Below are 14430 nucleotides of genomic sequence, written 5' to 3' on the forward strand. Positions count from 1 at the left end.
CGGGGCGCAGTTCGTCGGCAACGACGTGTCGCGGCCGCTGCGCACCAACGGCAGCACGTTCTACGGCCTCTACAGCTTCTCCTCGCGGGGGCTGGCGCTGGAGAAGAACAAGATTCACGACCCGTTCACGGGCAGCCTGAGCACGACCAACTCGGCCTACGGCATTTACCTGAGCAACGGCACGACCCCGACGGCGACGGCCACGGTGGACGTGGTCAACAACGTGTTCTACAACATGAACGGCAACGGCCTGCAGTACCTGATTTACAGCGGCAGCTCGGCGTTCAGCCAGATTTATAACAACACCCTCAGCTCTATCGACCAGACGAGCACGACGACTTCGACGACCTACGGCATCTACAGCTCGGGCGTTAGCGCCGACATCCGTAACAACGTGGTGAGCATCACGCGCACGGGCACGGGCACCAAGTATGGCCTGTACTACGTGACCAACGCGCCGACCAGCAACTACAACGACCTGTACGTGCCCACCGGCAGCGTGGGCTACTACACCACGGCTTACACCACGCTGGCCAACTGGCAGGCGGCCAACAGCAACGCCTTCGACCAGAACAGCATCTCGGCCGACCCGCTGTTCGTGGCCCCGGCTACCGGCAACCTGATGCCTGCCAACGTGGCCCTCAACAACGTGGGTACGCCGCTCACCCGCGTGACCGATGACATCCTGGGCATCACCCGTGGCGCGGCTCCCGACCTGGGCGCGTACGAGTTCACACCCGTAGCCACCGACGTATCGGCTGTGGCCCTGCTGGGCCCGGCGGCTAACGCCTCCTGCTATGGCGCGGCCGAGCCGCTGACGGTGCAGATTCGCAACAGCGGCACGACTACCCTGAACTTCGCCACCAACGCCGCCACCGTAACGGTGGTGGTGACCCCGCCCACCGGCGCGGCCCAGACCTTCACCGCCACGGTGAGCACGGGCACGCTGGCCAGCAATGCCACGCTGAACGTGGCCCTGCCCGGCACGCTGAACATGACGGCCCTCGGTACCTACTCCTTCGCCGTGACGGCCACCGCCGTGGGCGATGCCAACACGACCAACAACGCGCTGAACCCGGTGCCCACCCGCACGGTGGCTGCCCCGATTGCCGGCGCGATTTCGCCCACTACCATGAGCGTGTGCTCCAGCAACCCGGTATCGCTGACCCTCGCCGGCTCGGCCAATGGCCAGATACAGTACCAGAGCAGCAGCAGCGCTACGGGCACCTTTACGGATGTGGCCGGCGCTACTTCGGCGGCTTTCACCACAAGCAACCTTGCGGCCACTACCTACTTCCGGGCCAAGGTGAGCTGCAACGGCCGCGAGGTCTTCAGCAACGTGGCCACCGTGACGGTAACCAACCCACAGGTACTCACGGCTCCTTCGCCGCTCTCTACCTGCGCCGGTGGCACCGTAACCCTCACCGCTACCACGGCCACGGGCGTGAATGTGCGCTACTTCACCACCGCCACGGGCGGCACGGCCATCGGCACGGGTCCGTCCGTGGTATCGCCGGTACTGCTCACCAACACGACGTTGTACGCCGAGGCATTCGTGGGTAGCCAGGAGAATGTAGGCAAGGCAACTACGACCGGTGCCGACGGTACCAATACCATCGGCGGCCTGTATTTCACGGCAACTGGCGCCACCACCATCACCAACGTGACGGTGTATCGCTCAGCCAACGCGGCGGCTGGTACGGCTACGATTCAGCTGCTCCCGGGCAGCTCTACCACCGGCACGCCGCTATCAACCGTAACGGTGCCGGTTCCGGCGAATACTTCCGCTGTCGTTTCGCCCACCGTGCTCACCCTCAACATCTCTGTGCCGGCCGCCGGCCAGTACACGCTCTATCTGAGTGCTGCTACTCCCAGCCTCATCCGTGACTTCTCGGGTGGGTCATCGACCCCGGCGACGGCTTTCCCCTATACTTCGCCCAGCGGCTTGGTAAGCATCACCGATGGCACACTCGCCGGTTACTACTACTTCTTCTATAACTGGCAGATTGGCGCCGAGTGCGCCGGTACCCGCACGCCCATCGTGGTGAACGTGACGCCGGGCCTGGTAGCCTCGCTGCCGGTATCGGTATTCACCAGCTGCGGCCAGACGCCTTACCAGCTGGCGGGCACCATTGCCGGCACGGCCACGGGCGCTACGTACACCACCAGCGGCACGGGCACCTTCTCGCCCAATGCCAACACGCTGAACGCCACCTACACGCCTTCGGCCGCCGATGTGGCCGCCGGTACGGTAACCATCACACTCACGCCCACCGGCCCAAGTGCTCCGTGCACGTCGACGGGCCGCGTCGTGCTCACGCTGGTAACGCCGCCCAACGCGGCCTTCAGCTATCCTTCGGCGATTCTTTGCACCGGCGGCGCCACGGTATTGCCGGTGCTGGCAACGGGTGCGGTGGCCGGCACGTTCTCGACCACGGGCACGGGCCTGCGCCTCGACCCCGTGACGGGCGCCATTGCCCTGGGCACGCAAATCAGCACGGGTACCTACACCATCACCAACACGGTGACGACCACGGGCGTGTGCAACGGCACAACAGCCACTACGACGGTAACCATCAGCCCCGGCGTGCCCACGCCTACGCTCACGGCTTTTGCCCTGCCCGGCGGCGGCGTGCAGCTGAGCACCAACCCGGTGGCCGGCGTGCTGTATCAGTTCTTCGTGGGTGGTCAGTCCGTAGGGGCAGCCAGCACGAACTTCTCCGTAACGCTGCCCAACGCCCCGCTGAACGGCTCCTACACCGTGGTGTTGTCGGTGCCCGGCGGCTGCTCGTCGGCTCCCTCCACCCCGGTACTGGTGACGGGCACGGCCGTGGCTTCGCTCAATGGCGTGAGCCTGCGAGTGTATCCTAACCCGACGGCCGACGGCCGCCTGACGATGGAGCTGACGGGTGCCAAAGCCAAGGCTTCGCAGCTGACGGTGCTCAACTCGCTGGGCCAGGTGGTGCACACGGGTACCGTAGCGGCCGGCATGGCGGCGCTGGACCTGCGCCAGCTGGCGGCAGGCGTGTACACCTTCCGGGTGCAGACCTCGGAGGGCGTGCTCACCCAGCGCGTGGTGCGCGAGTAGCCTCCTCGGTTCACAAAAAAAGCCCCGCTGGCATTGCCAGCGGGGCTTTTTTTGTGTGGTCTGGCTTACTTCAGCACGGCCAGCTCCCGGCCCACTTTGGTGAAGGCCGCAATGGCCTTGTCCAGATGTTCGCGGGTGTGCGCCGCGCTCAGCTGCACCCGGATGCGGGCCTTGCCCTGCGGCACCACGGGGTAGTAGAAGCCCACCACGTAAATGCCTTCGTCGAGCATTTTGGCGGCAAACTCCTGGGCCAGCTTGGCGTCGTAGAGCATGACGGGCACGATGGGGTGCTCGCCGGGCGTGATGTCGAAACCCGCGGCGGTCATCTTTTCGCGGAAATACTTGGTGTTTTCTTCGAGCTGGTCGCGCAGCTGGGTGCTTTCCGTCAGCAGCTCCAGCACGCGGAGCGAAGCACCCACGATGGCCGGGGCCAGCGTGTTCGAGAACAGATACGGCCGGCTGCGCTGGCGCAGCATGTCGATGATTTCCTTGCGGCCCGAAGTGAAGCCGCCCATGGCCCCGCCCAGCGCCTTGCCCAGCGTACCGGTGATGATGTCGACGCGGCCCAGCACGTTGCGGTATTCGTGGGTGCCCCGGCCGGTTTTGCCCAGGAAGCCCATCGAGTGGCACTCGTCTATCATCACGAGGGCCTGGTACTGGTCGGCCAGGTCGCAGATTTTGTCGAGCTGCGCGATGGTGCCGTCCATCGAGAACGAGCCATCCGTCACGATGATGCGGTGGCGGGTGCCCTTGGCCACGGCATCCTGGAGCTGCTTTTCGAGGTCGGCCATGTCGTTGTGAGCGTAGCGGTAGCGCTGGGCCTTGCACAGCCGCACGCCGTCGATGATGCTGGCGTGGTTCAGGGCATCCGAAATAATGGCGTCCTGCTCGTTGAACAGCGGCTCGAACACCCCGCCGTTGGCGTCGAAGGCGGCGGCGTAGAGAATGGTGTCCTCGGTGCCCAGAAACTCGGCCAGTTTGGCCTCCAGCTCCTTGTGAATGTCCTGCGTGCCGCAGATGAAGCGCACCGACGACATGCCGTAGCCGTGCGAGTCGATGGTTTCCTTGGCGGCTTTAATCACCTCGGGGTGCGAGCTCAGGCCCAGGTAGTTGTTGGCGCAGAAGTTCAGCACTTCGCCGGCTTCGTTGGTTTCAATCTCCGCGCCCTGGGGCGAAGTGATGATGCGCTCCTTCTTGAAAAGGCCGGCGTCTTTGATTTCCTGAAGCTGCTGGGTGAGGTCGGGCTGGAGGGTGGCGTACATTTTTAATGAAGAATGAGGAATGAGGAATGAAGAATTGTCCATGAGGAAAAGGAGACGAGCAAGAAGAAACGGGCGCAGCTCAGGGCGTTTGCCAATTTTTCATTCCTCATTCTTCATTCCTCATTTTTTAAAAAACGCCTGCGCGCCCTTGCGCCCGCTGTCCATCAGCTGCTGCTTCTGAGCGGCCGAGATGCGCTTGATTTTGGGGCTGAAGTTCAGGAAGTCGATGCTGATGGTGCGCTGCCAGTCGCCCGGCTGCACGGGGTTGAGGTTTTCGAGGGCCACGGTGTAGAGCGCGCCCATGTAGGTGTTGAAATCGGTGATGTCGTAGGGCGCGAGCTGCCGGCGGCCGGCGGGTGCGCCATCCAGCGGAATCTGCTCGGCGCGGTCGAGGCGCAGGCCCAGGGTTTCGGGGTTGAAGACATGGCCGCGGGCATCGGGCGGGCCGGTGAAGCCGGCGGGCAGGTAGCGCGGGTAATCGAACAGGTCGATGGGGTAGTTGGCCAGCAGGCCGCCATCCACGAGCACCTGCACGGGCTGGCCGGGGGCGGGCGTGCCGGTTATCACCTTGTTTTCGGCATCGAGCAGCACGGCCCGGAAGTAGAGCGGAATGCTCATGCTGATGCGCACGGCGTCGGCCACACGCATGGTGGGGGTGGTTTCGTAGCTGAACACCTGCACGCGCTGCAGCGTGAGGTTGGTGCCGGTGGTGTAGAGGTCGCGGAAGCGCGTGGGCTCCTTTTGGGCCAGCGCGTGCAGCTCGGCCAGCGTGAGGTTGGGGCGCTGGGTTTTGCGGGCCACCAGCTCGCCGAGGTAGGTGCTGAACTCATCGCCCCGGTACCAGCCGTACTGCGTGATGAGCCGGTGCGTGCCCCCGAAAAAAATGAACCGGCCGTCGTTCAGCCGCTGCACGGGCGTGGCATTCACCACGTCGATGATTTCCTGGGCCGAGTAGCCCACCGCCAGCAGCGCCGCCTGAATGGCCCCCGCCGAGGTGCCGCCCACCCGCCGAATCTCGCGCAGCACGCCGCGCTGCTCCAGCTCGAGCAGGGCGCCGCCGTAGGCAATGCCGCGGATGCCACCGCCTTCCATCACCAGGTTGCGGTAGGGGGAGAGGGCCGGGGTTTGGGCGCGCAGCAGCGGGCCGGTCAGCAACCAGCTTAATCCAACAAATATGGCAGCCAACCGGGCACTCATGGGCCCAAAGATACCGCGAGGCTTGGTCAGTGCACCTGGGCGTGGCCGTGGGCGAAGGAGCGCAGCAATTCGTGCACCTCTTCGCAGGGCGCGGGCGTGAGGCCCACGGTGGTGACGGGCAGGCAGCGGGCCGCTTTTTCTATAAAAGCGGTATCCACGGGCGCATAAGCCATGGGCAGGCGCGGAAACGACCGTTTTTCGATGGGCCCGTAGGCCAGCGTCCGCACGTCGTAGTGGCGCGGGTCGTCGTTGATGACGGCAAACAGGTCGCTCAAGGCGGGCTCGGGGCCTTCCAGCAGCTGCAGAAACTGGCCTTTGGCAAAGAGCAGCAGGCCGGTAAGCTGAATCTGCGCGTTGTGCTGGCGGGCTTTGCGCACCAGCGAAGTAAGGGTGACTTCGTGCACGGCCCGGGAGGCCTGGCTACGGTAAATCAGCGAATAAAGATTGTTTTCAGGCATAGAAAGGAGCGCTTCGGGGGAGGCGCCTGGGCAGTGTGGAAATGCAAGTACGTAGTGCAGGCCGCTTAGGCTTTAGCAGAGACGGTATCTTTGCAACGCTCCCATCCTCATTTTTATTCCCCGCCCCCGCATGACTCCCACTTCCGGCGACCCCGATACCTCTGTTTTACCCGGCTCCGTGCTGGTCATTGGCGCCTGCGGCCAGCTCGGGCTGGAGCTGGTGGCCGCGCTGCGCCAGCGCTACGAGCCCCACCTGGTAGTAGCCGCCGACGTGCGCCCCCCCAAAGACCCCAACATGCTGGCCGGCGGCCCCTTCGAGCTGCTGGATGTGCTCGACCGCACCCGCCTCGACAAGCTCATCCGCCAGTACCGGCCCAGGCAGATTTATCACCTAGCGGCGCTGCTTTCGGCCACGGCCGAGAAAAACCCGCTCTTCGGCTGGCAATTGAACATGGACGGCCTGCTCATTGTGCTCGAAGCGGCCGTGGCCCACGGCGTGGCCCAGGTGTACTGGCCCAGCTCCATTGCCGTGTTCGGGCCCGATACCCCGCGCGACCACACGCCGCAGGTCACCATCATGAACCCCAACACGGTGTACGGCATCAGCAAGCTGGCCGGCGAGCAGTGGTGCGAGTGGTACCACCGCAAGCACGGGCTGGACGTGCGCAGCCTGCGCTACCCCGGCCTCATCGGCTACAAGAGCCTGCCCGGCGGCGGCACCACCGACTACGCCGTGGACATCTACCACAAGGCCGTGGCCGGCGAAAACTACGAGTGCTTCCTCGAAGAAGACACCTACCTGCCGATGATGTACATGCCCGACGCCCTGAAGGCCACCCTAGAACTGATGCACGCGCCGGCCGAGCAAATCAAGGTGCGGACCAGCTACAACCTGGGCGCGATGAGCTTCTCACCGGCCGAAATCACGGCCAGTATTCAGAAGCATGTGCCAGACTTCCAGGTGAGCTACAAGCCCGACGGCCGCCAGCAGATTGCCAACTCCTGGCCCGCCAGCATCGACGATTCCAAAGCCCGGCAGGACTGGGGCTGGCAGCCCGATTTCGACCTCGATAAGATGACGGCCGACATGCTGGCGCATTTGAAAAGCTAATAGTTAGAGGTTGAGAATTAAAAAAGGCCCGCTTGGACATCCAGACGGGCCTTTTCAACTCCTGACTCTTAATTCAATCAACCTGCAGGCGGCTGGCGGCTGCGCCGCAGCGCACCATGTAGAGGCCCGGGGCCAGGCCGGCCACGTCGAGTGTAGCCTCGGTGGTTCGGGCCGGTAGTTGCTGGCGGCGCACTTCGCGGCCCAGCGCGTCGAACACCTGTACCGGGCGCGCGGCACTGCTGGTTTCGGGCCAGGTGAGATGCACGGTACCGGTGGCGGGGTTGGGCGCCAGCGAGAACGGCTCGGCTGGCGCAGCAGTGTGCGCGGCCAGCGCCTGGCTACTGAGCCGGGCCACGAAGGCCATGCCGTAGCTGCTGGTGCTGGCAAGGGTGGTGCTGCCGAAGGCGGCCGGGCCTGTGCAGCTGCCGCCTACCGTGATATTGCCGGCTGCATCGATGGCCAGCGGTCCGGCAACGTCGCTGCCCGTGCCGCCGGCGCGCACGGCTTGCAGCCACTGCCCGCTGGGGCTAAGGGTGGCCACAAAGGCATCGTAGGTGCCCGCGCTGGTAAGGGTGATGTTGCCGAACGTAGCCGTCAGCTGGGTGTAGGAGCCATACGGCCCGAAAAGCCCGGTGATAACGGCATTGCCCGCCGCATCGAGGGCAATGGAGCCGGGGATGTCGTTGACGGGACCGCCGGCGCGCACGGCCTGCGTCCACTGGCCGGCGGCGTTGAGCTTCGCCACGAACACATCGTAGGTGCCGGCACTGGTGAGGGTGGTGCTGCCAAACGTGGCGCTTTCGATGAGCGTGCCCACCATCGTGACGGTGCCCGCGGCATCGACCACCAGCGAGTTGATGACCGAAGGCGGCGCGAAGCTGCCGGGCGACTGGCCGGGCTGCACAGCCTGGGTCCACTGGCCGCCGGCGCTCAGGCGCGCCACAAAAGTGCCTTCGCTCCGCGTTGGCGTCAGCGTGGTGCCGCCCAGGGTGATGCTGCCGCTGTAGCGGCCCGCCACAACGGCGTTGCCGGCCGCATCGAGGACCAGCGCACCGGGCTGGACCGCAAACAAGCTGCTGCCCTGGTTCAGAGCGGTCCAGGTGCCGGTGCCGAGGTTCAGCTTGGCTACGAACAGGTGGGTGGCGCCGGTGGGCGCGCTGTAGGTGGTGGCGCCTAGTGCCACGCTGCCCGTAAAATTGCCCACCACCACGGCGTTGCCGGCCCCATCGAGGTCCATGGCCGATATCTGGTCGGAGCCCGTGCCGCCCACCTGCACTGCCTGGAGCCACTGCCCACCGGGGCTGAGCCGGGCGACAAACCCATCGGAATTGCCGTTGCTGCCCGCCACGGTGAGGGTGGTGCTGCCAAACGTGGCCGTGCCCACCGTGGCAATGCGGCCAAAGCGGCCCGCCAGCACAGCATTGCCGGCGGCATCCAGCTTGAGGGCCATGACGACGTCTTCGCCCGGCCCGCCGGCCCGCACGGCCTGCAGCCACTCGCCGGTGGGGCTCATCTTGGCCACGAAAATGTCGGTGTTGCCGGCACTAGTAAGGGTGGTGCTGCCCAGCGTGATGCTGCCGTAGAACGACCCGGCCACCACGGTGTTGCCGGTGGCATCGAGCGCGATGGCCGACACGCCGGAGCCGCCCAATGCATTGGGGGCGCCGCCGGGGTCGACGATGGCCGTGGGCGCGGTGGCCCATTGCCAGGTTTGGGCCTGCGCGTGAACGACGCCGGGCGCGGCCACCAGGCCCAGCCAGGAAAGAGCCCGTAGGCAGTGCGTAAGTTTTTTCATGGACAGTGGAAAGCAGGTAGCGGCACGCATCGCCCCCGCCAGCCGGCGGCAGTGCATGCCATTGGATGGCTGACCGCGACCCTGGCCCCGTGGTTGCGTTGCCGAGGCGGAATATTTTCAGGCAAACCGCCCACAAATAGCAAGGCAATCCTTAGTGCCCATCCTCGGCCCGCCGGGCCTCGGCGGCGCGGTTGCCGGCCGGCCGCTGCGGCACGTTGAAGAGCAGCGACGTGGCCCACGGCACCAGGAAGCAGGCCACCGTGAGCACGGTCAGGGCCACGTCGGCGGCCTCGCTTTCCAGCGCTACGCTGAGGGGGTGGCCGGGCAGGAAGTGGCTCAGCAGCGAGAGCATCAGCTTCAGCCCCAGCAGGGCAATGACCACGAAGGCGGCCGTTTCCAGAAACGGGTACTTGCCCATGAGCAGCACGAAGGCCTGCGCCACCAGCCGCATGGCCAGAATGCCGATAAACACGCCCACGCAAATCAGCAGCAGGTTGTCGGTGAAGGCCACCACGGCAAACACGTTGTCGATGCTGAAGGCCAGGTCCATCAGCTCAATGAGGGCCACGGTGGCCCAGAACTTCCCGAACAGGCCCAGCGTGCGCTTATACACCCAGCTTTTCTCCTTGTCGATGGCTTCGCCGTCGTCGTCGTCGGTTTTGGGGGTGGGTCGGAAATGGTCGTACACCAGGTAGAGCAGGTAGAGCCCGCCCAGCGGCTTCAGAAACCAGAACCGGATGAGGTAGGAGGCAAACACAATGCACAGCCCCCGGAAAATATAAGCCCCGAAAATGCCGTAGCGCAGGGCCTTCTGGCGCTGCTCGCGGGGCAGGTCGCCCACCATGGTGGCCAGCACGGCGGCATTGTCGACGGAGAGCAGGCTTTCGATGATGACCAGATTGCCGACGATGGCCAGCGCGGCCAGCGGGTTGTCGAGGATTTGTTGGAGGTAGTTGTTCAAGAGGGGAACGCTAGGCTAGCCGAGCTGTAGCGCGAACTTTGTAGTTCGCGGCTCCGCGCCGGTTGGAGGGGTATTGATAAACCAAAGAACGGCACACCGGCAATTAGTTCGGACGGCGCGGGGACGCGGGCTGAAAGTTTGCGCTACAGCAGCCCGGCCATCTCTTCCAGAATAGCCGGCCAGTTTTCGAGGTACAGCATGTGGCCCTGGGCCAGCAGCAGCCGCACCGGCGCGCCGCCCAGCCGCCGGGCCAGGTAAGGGATATTGCCCGGGGCCCACACGCCATCGGCCGCGCCGTGCCAGAGGCGCATGGGGCACTGCACGTCTTCGATGCGGAAGCCCGGCGGGCGGCACCAGGCCTGGGCATCGTCATACACGCCCCGGCCGTGGTGGGCAAAGCCCTGCACCGCCGCATCGCGCAGCAGCGCCCGGTAGCGGGCCGTGACGCGGGCTTCCTCGGAACGCATGAGGCGGATAAACCAGGCAATGGTGCGGTCGGGGCGACGCTGCCACTGCCGGCTGAGCCAGAGAAACGTGGTCCGGTTCAGCCACGGAAAGCCCAGCTGGCCCCACAGCAGCCCCTTCCACAGCCACGAGAGGTGGCGATAGGCGGCGCGCTCGCCCAGCGGCAGGCAGGTGCTGAGCAGCTGCCCGGCCGCCACCCGCGCCGGGTGCCGCGCCGCCAGCGCCAGCGCGTGCACCCCGCCCACCGACCAGCCCATCACGCCCACCGGCCCGGCAATGCCCAGCGCATCGAGCATGGCCACCACGTCATCGGCAAACGAAGGAAACGTGAGCGGCCGAAACACGCTGGACTGCCCTACGCCCGGCCGGTCGGGCGCCAGAATCTGGAGCTGCAGGCGGGCCAGCAAAGCTTCATCGCCCGGCAATTCCAGCCCCGAGGAGCCAAAGCCGTGGTGAAACACCACCGCCCGGTGCGCGGGGTTGCCGTAGCGCGTCAGGCCCAGCCGGCGGCCATCGGGCAGCGAAATGGTGAGGGGCGTGGGCATGGCCGAAAGTAGCGCGAACTTTGTAGTTCGCGTGGCAGAACGATATCCGAACGGCGCGAACGGCTTTAACGGCGCGGGGCATGCGAACTACAAAATTCGCGCTACTCCACCACGAGCCGGCCCACGGCCGCGCCGCAGCGCACGAGGTAGAGGCCGGGGGCTAGGCCCTGCACATCAAGCGCGGCGGCGGTAGCGCGGGCGGGCAGCTCCAGCTGGCGCACCTGGCGGCCCAGGCCGTCGAGCACCTGCACGGGGCGGGCCGTGGCGGCGGCTTCGGGCCAGCCCAGGCGCACCTGGGTGGTGGTGGGGTTGGGGGCCAGGGTGAAGGCTTCGGCGGGCATGGCGGCGCGGGTGGTGGTGGGGGTGGCAAGGCCGGTGAGGCGGGCCACGAAAACTGCTTGGTTGGTGGTGTTGGTGGCCGTGAGCGTCGTAGCGCCGAAGGTAGCGGTGCGGTCAAATTCGCCCGCTACTATCGCATTGCCTCCTCCGTCAATAGCCAGTGCCTGCGCATAATCTTCCTCTGGTCCGCCGGCCCGAACGGCCTGTGCCCAGGTGCCGGCCGCCTCCAGGCGCACCACGAACACATCGGAGATGCCAACGCTCATGAGTTGCGTGCCCAGCGTGATGTAGCCGCTGAAAAAACCAGTAACGATGGCATCCCCGGTGCCGCTGGCCAGCCGCACCGCCGTGGCCGTTGCCTGGTCAGTACTGCCAGCCTGGACAGCTTGTGTCCAGGTGCCGGCCGCACTGAGACGGGCCGCAAACAGCTTCTTCCTTATTGGTTCGGGGAAATTCGGAGGGCCTGGCAGCTGGATGGTGCCGAAGGTGGGCGTATTGCTGCCGGTTATCCCCACCACGACGGCATTGCCGGCGGCATCTACCGCCACGGCATTGGCCTGGTCGTAGCTGGTGCCGCCTGCCTGCACAGCCTGCGTCCAAACCCCGGCACTGTTTAGGCGCGCCACAAAGAGGTCCTGGTCGCCTGCACTTGTCACGGAGAGGGACCCAAACCCCATTGTGCCAAAAAAGACCCCGCAAATGGTTACCGTACCTGTATTGTCCACCGCAAGGCCTTTCACAAATTCATCGCCGCTGCTGCCCGCCTGCACCACCTGCGTCCAGATGCCAGCTACGCTCAGCCGGGCTACGTAAATGTCCCTTCCACCTACGCTAGCCACCGTGAGGGGCCCAAACGTCGCACTTGCACCGTTGAAGTTTCCTGCTAACACGGCATTGCCCCCGGCATCGACTGCCAGGGCAAGTGCCCCTTCCCCGGCCGGCGAACCCGCCCGCACCGCCTGCGTCCAAGTGCCCGCCGTGCTCAGCCGGGCCACGAAGATGTCGCTGCCCCCCGCATTGGCCAGGGTTGTGGTGGCAAAGCCGATGGTGGGGCTGGTGAAGCTGCCCGCTACGGTGGCGTTGCCGCTGGCATCGAGTGCCACGGCAAACGCCTCATCATCGGTAGTGCCGCCGGCCTGAACGGCTTGAAGCCACACACCCGCCGGACTGAGCCGGGCCACGAAAATATCCCGGCCCCCGGCACTGGTCAGCGCGAAGCTGCCCAGCGTGAGGCTACCCTTAAAATAGCCGGTGACTACTACATTGCCGACCGCATCCACCGCCGTGGCATTCACGCTTGAGGTGACGGTTGTGGCCGTCGGGGTTAGGCCGCTTGCCCACTGCCACGTCGGCTGGGCCCACGCCGGTCCGGCCAGCAACAGCAGTAGCAGAAGGGCCCACAGGCGCGGAGTAGTGGCTTTCATCATTGGGTAGAAATTGATTTAGCCAAAGATACATGAGCCTTATTCGACCACCAGCCGGCCCACGGCCGCGCCGCAGCGCACGAGGTAGAGGCCAGGGGCCAGGCCCTGCACATCAAGCGCGGCGGCGGTAGCGCGGGCGGGCAGTTCCAGCTGGCGCACCTGGCGGCCCAGGCCGTCGAGCACCTGCACGGGGCGGGCGGCGGCGCTGGCGGCGGGCCAGCTCAGGTGCACCTGGGTGGTGGTGGGGTTGGGGGCCAGGGTGAAGACTTCGGCGGGCGTGGCGGCGCGGGTGGCCAGTGAGGAACTGCTGAGGCGGGCCACGAAGGCCGTACTAGTATTGCCGGGCGTACTGAGCGTGAAGGGAGAGAAGCTCGCTGCACTACTGAAATTCCCAGCTACGGTTATGGCGCCATTGAGCGACAAGGCCATGGCAATGCCACTATCCCCGGATGTTCCGCCTGCTGACAGTGCCCATGTCCATTGCCCAGCCGGATTCAATTGAGCCACGAAAATGTCGATAAAGCCTGCATTGGTGAGCACTGTTGAGCCAAAGCTGGCCGGCTGTCCCCCACCGATAGTGGTGCTGGATACCAGGCCAAACAATCCTGTCGTTACTACATTCCCTGCAGCATCAACGGCCAGCGCGCCGATGTAATCTTCACCAGGGCCTCCGGCTTGCACGGCTTGGGTCCAGGTTCCGGCCGCATTTAGCCAGGCGACGAATATGTCCGGCTTGCCTGTTGGGGTGGTCAGGGTGGTGTTGCCAAAGTTTGTCGTTCCATTAATGTAGCCGCCCACTATCACATTGCCAGCGCCGTCTGTAGCTACACAGCCGGCTTGATTAACAAAGTTGCCACCAGCCCGAACGGCCTGGAACCATTGCCCGGTGGGGCTCAGGCGGGCCACAAAAATGTTGCGGAACGCGGTGGTGTTGGTCAGCGGAGGCGTAGCGCCAAAGTGAAAAGTGTTTTGGTACGAACCGGCTATAATCAGATTGCCTCCGGCATCGAGCGTTGCGGCATTCACGGAGGCCGAGCCGGTGGTGGCGGCATCGGCGGCCTGCACCGCCTGCACCCACTGGCCGGTTGGGCTGAGCCGGGCTACGAAGATGTCACCGGCCGGTGCGCTGGTGAGCGTGGTGCTACCCAAAGTGAGAGTGCCGGTAAAATTCCCCGCCACCACGGCATTGTTATTGGCATCAATGACCATTTGGCCCGGTCTAACATCATCTGCGGTGATATTGGAGCCATTAAAACTCACTGCTTGCGTCCAAATGCCCGCAGCGTTCAGGCGTGCAACATATTGGGAATGTCGGCTGGTGCTAACAAGCGTAATGTTTCCAAAAACAGTGGTGTCTGCACCTGAAGTGCCACTGGTACCCGCGTGGCCAAAGCTACCCATGACTACAGCATTCCCCGCTGCATCTATAGCAATGCTATTCACTTGCGTATCGGTTGAGCCGCCCGCTCGAACGGCTTGCAGCCACTGGCCTGTCGGGCTTAGACGCGCTACAAAGATGTTATACTCAAAAATCGGCAGCCGGTTTGATGCTGAAACCAGCGTGGTTGACCCCAACGTGAGCGTGCCATTGAAAACGCCGGCCACCACAGTATTGCCCACTCCATCGATAGCAGTAGCCATCACCCTCGATGAGCCGTTGGTAGGACTGGTGCCTTGGCCTTGGCTGGCCCATTGCCAGGTGGGTTGCGCCCAAGCCACCTGCGGCAGCAGTAATAGCAATAGCAGGCGGCGTAAGCCGAGAGTAAAGATTTTCATCATTTTACG

The 14430-nt window shown here is 64.9% G+C and carries 10 protein-coding genes; 2 read left to right on the forward strand and 8 right to left on the reverse strand.

Features of this window, described 5'->3' with window-relative positions:
* On the forward strand, positions 1-3088 hold a 3088-nt coding region (locus ACYVHT_RS06070; protein ID WP_460549005.1), incomplete at its 5' end, for a beta strand repeat-containing protein.
* 65 nt (positions 3089-3153) lie between these two features.
* Here ACYVHT_RS06070 and kbl read toward each other — a convergent pair.
* From kbl to ACYVHT_RS06085, 3 genes are all read right to left on the reverse strand, one after another.
* Positions 3154-4350, reverse strand: coding sequence for a PLP-dependent aspartate aminotransferase family protein (gene kbl / locus ACYVHT_RS06075; protein WP_460549072.1), 1197 nt, complete (start codon positions 4348-4350; stop codon positions 3154-3156).
* 120 nt (positions 4351-4470) lie between these two features.
* Entirely contained in the window at positions 4471-5505 is a 1035-nt protein-coding gene (locus ACYVHT_RS06080; protein ID WP_460549006.1) for a patatin-like phospholipase family protein, read from the reverse strand.
* Between the two features lie 68 nt (positions 5506-5573).
* On the reverse strand, positions 5574-6005 hold the full coding sequence (locus ACYVHT_RS06085; RefSeq protein WP_460549007.1) for a BLUF domain-containing protein: 432 nt from the start codon (positions 6003-6005) through the stop codon (positions 5574-5576).
* A gap of 130 nt (positions 6006-6135) precedes the next feature.
* Between ACYVHT_RS06085 and ACYVHT_RS06090 the strand changes: the two genes are divergently transcribed.
* On the forward strand, positions 6136-7116 hold the full coding sequence (locus ACYVHT_RS06090) for a Rossmann-fold NAD(P)-binding domain-containing protein (RefSeq protein ID WP_460549009.1): 981 nt from the start codon (positions 6136-6138) through the stop codon (positions 7114-7116).
* A 73-nt stretch (positions 7117-7189) separates the two neighbouring features.
* On the opposite strand, the gene ACYVHT_RS06095 is transcribed toward ACYVHT_RS06090, so the two are convergent.
* The 5 genes from ACYVHT_RS06095 to ACYVHT_RS06115 form a co-directional block, all read right to left on the reverse strand.
* On the reverse strand, positions 7190-8911 hold the full coding sequence (locus tag ACYVHT_RS06095; protein ID WP_460549011.1) for a T9SS type A sorting domain-containing protein: 1722 nt from the start codon (positions 8909-8911) through the stop codon (positions 7190-7192).
* A 151-nt stretch (positions 8912-9062) separates the two neighbouring features.
* Positions 9063-9872, reverse strand: coding sequence for a TerC family protein (locus ACYVHT_RS06100; protein ID WP_460549013.1), 810 nt, complete (start codon positions 9870-9872; stop codon positions 9063-9065).
* 143 nt (positions 9873-10015) lie between these two features.
* Positions 10016-10882 carry an alpha/beta fold hydrolase gene (locus tag ACYVHT_RS06105; protein ID WP_460549015.1) on the reverse strand — a complete coding sequence of 289 codons (867 nt, stop codon included), beginning with the start codon at positions 10880-10882 and terminating at the stop codon, positions 10016-10018.
* A gap of 101 nt (positions 10883-10983) precedes the next feature.
* Positions 10984-12645, reverse strand: coding sequence for a T9SS type A sorting domain-containing protein (locus ACYVHT_RS06110; RefSeq protein WP_460549017.1), 1662 nt, complete (start codon positions 12643-12645; stop codon positions 10984-10986).
* 39 nt (positions 12646-12684) lie between these two features.
* Complete coding sequence (locus tag ACYVHT_RS06115) at positions 12685-14424, reverse strand: T9SS type A sorting domain-containing protein (protein ID WP_460549019.1); 1740 nt, start codon at positions 14422-14424, stop codon at positions 12685-12687.
* Positions 14425-14430: the final 6 nt, after the last annotated feature.

Source organism: Hymenobacter daeguensis (genome assembly GCF_054780555.1).

What these genes read in the sequence shown, in the direction of transcription:
- kbl (WP_460549072.1), bottom strand. Translation starts at nt 4,350, where the DNA reads ATGTACGCCACCCTCCAGCCCGACCTCACCCAGCAGCTTCAGGAAATC.
- ACYVHT_RS06085 (WP_460549007.1), bottom strand. Translation starts at nt 6,005, where the DNA reads ATGCCTGAAAACAATCTTTATTCGCTGATTTACCGTAGCCAGGCCTCC.
- ACYVHT_RS06090 (WP_460549009.1), top strand. Translation starts at nt 6,136, where the DNA reads ATGACTCCCACTTCCGGCGACCCCGATACCTCTGTTTTACCCGGCTCC.
- ACYVHT_RS06095 (WP_460549011.1), bottom strand. Translation starts at nt 8,911, where the DNA reads ATGAAAAAACTTACGCACTGCCTACGGGCTCTTTCCTGGCTGGGCCTG.
- ACYVHT_RS06105 (WP_460549015.1), bottom strand. Translation starts at nt 10,882, where the DNA reads ATGCCCACGCCCCTCACCATTTCGCTGCCCGATGGCCGCCGGCTGGGC.
- ACYVHT_RS06110 (WP_460549017.1), bottom strand. Translation starts at nt 12,645, where the DNA reads ATGAAAGCCACTACTCCGCGCCTGTGGGCCCTTCTGCTACTGCTGTTG.
- ACYVHT_RS06115 (WP_460549019.1), bottom strand. Translation starts at nt 14,424, where the DNA reads ATGATGAAAATCTTTACTCTCGGCTTACGCCGCCTGCTATTGCTATTA.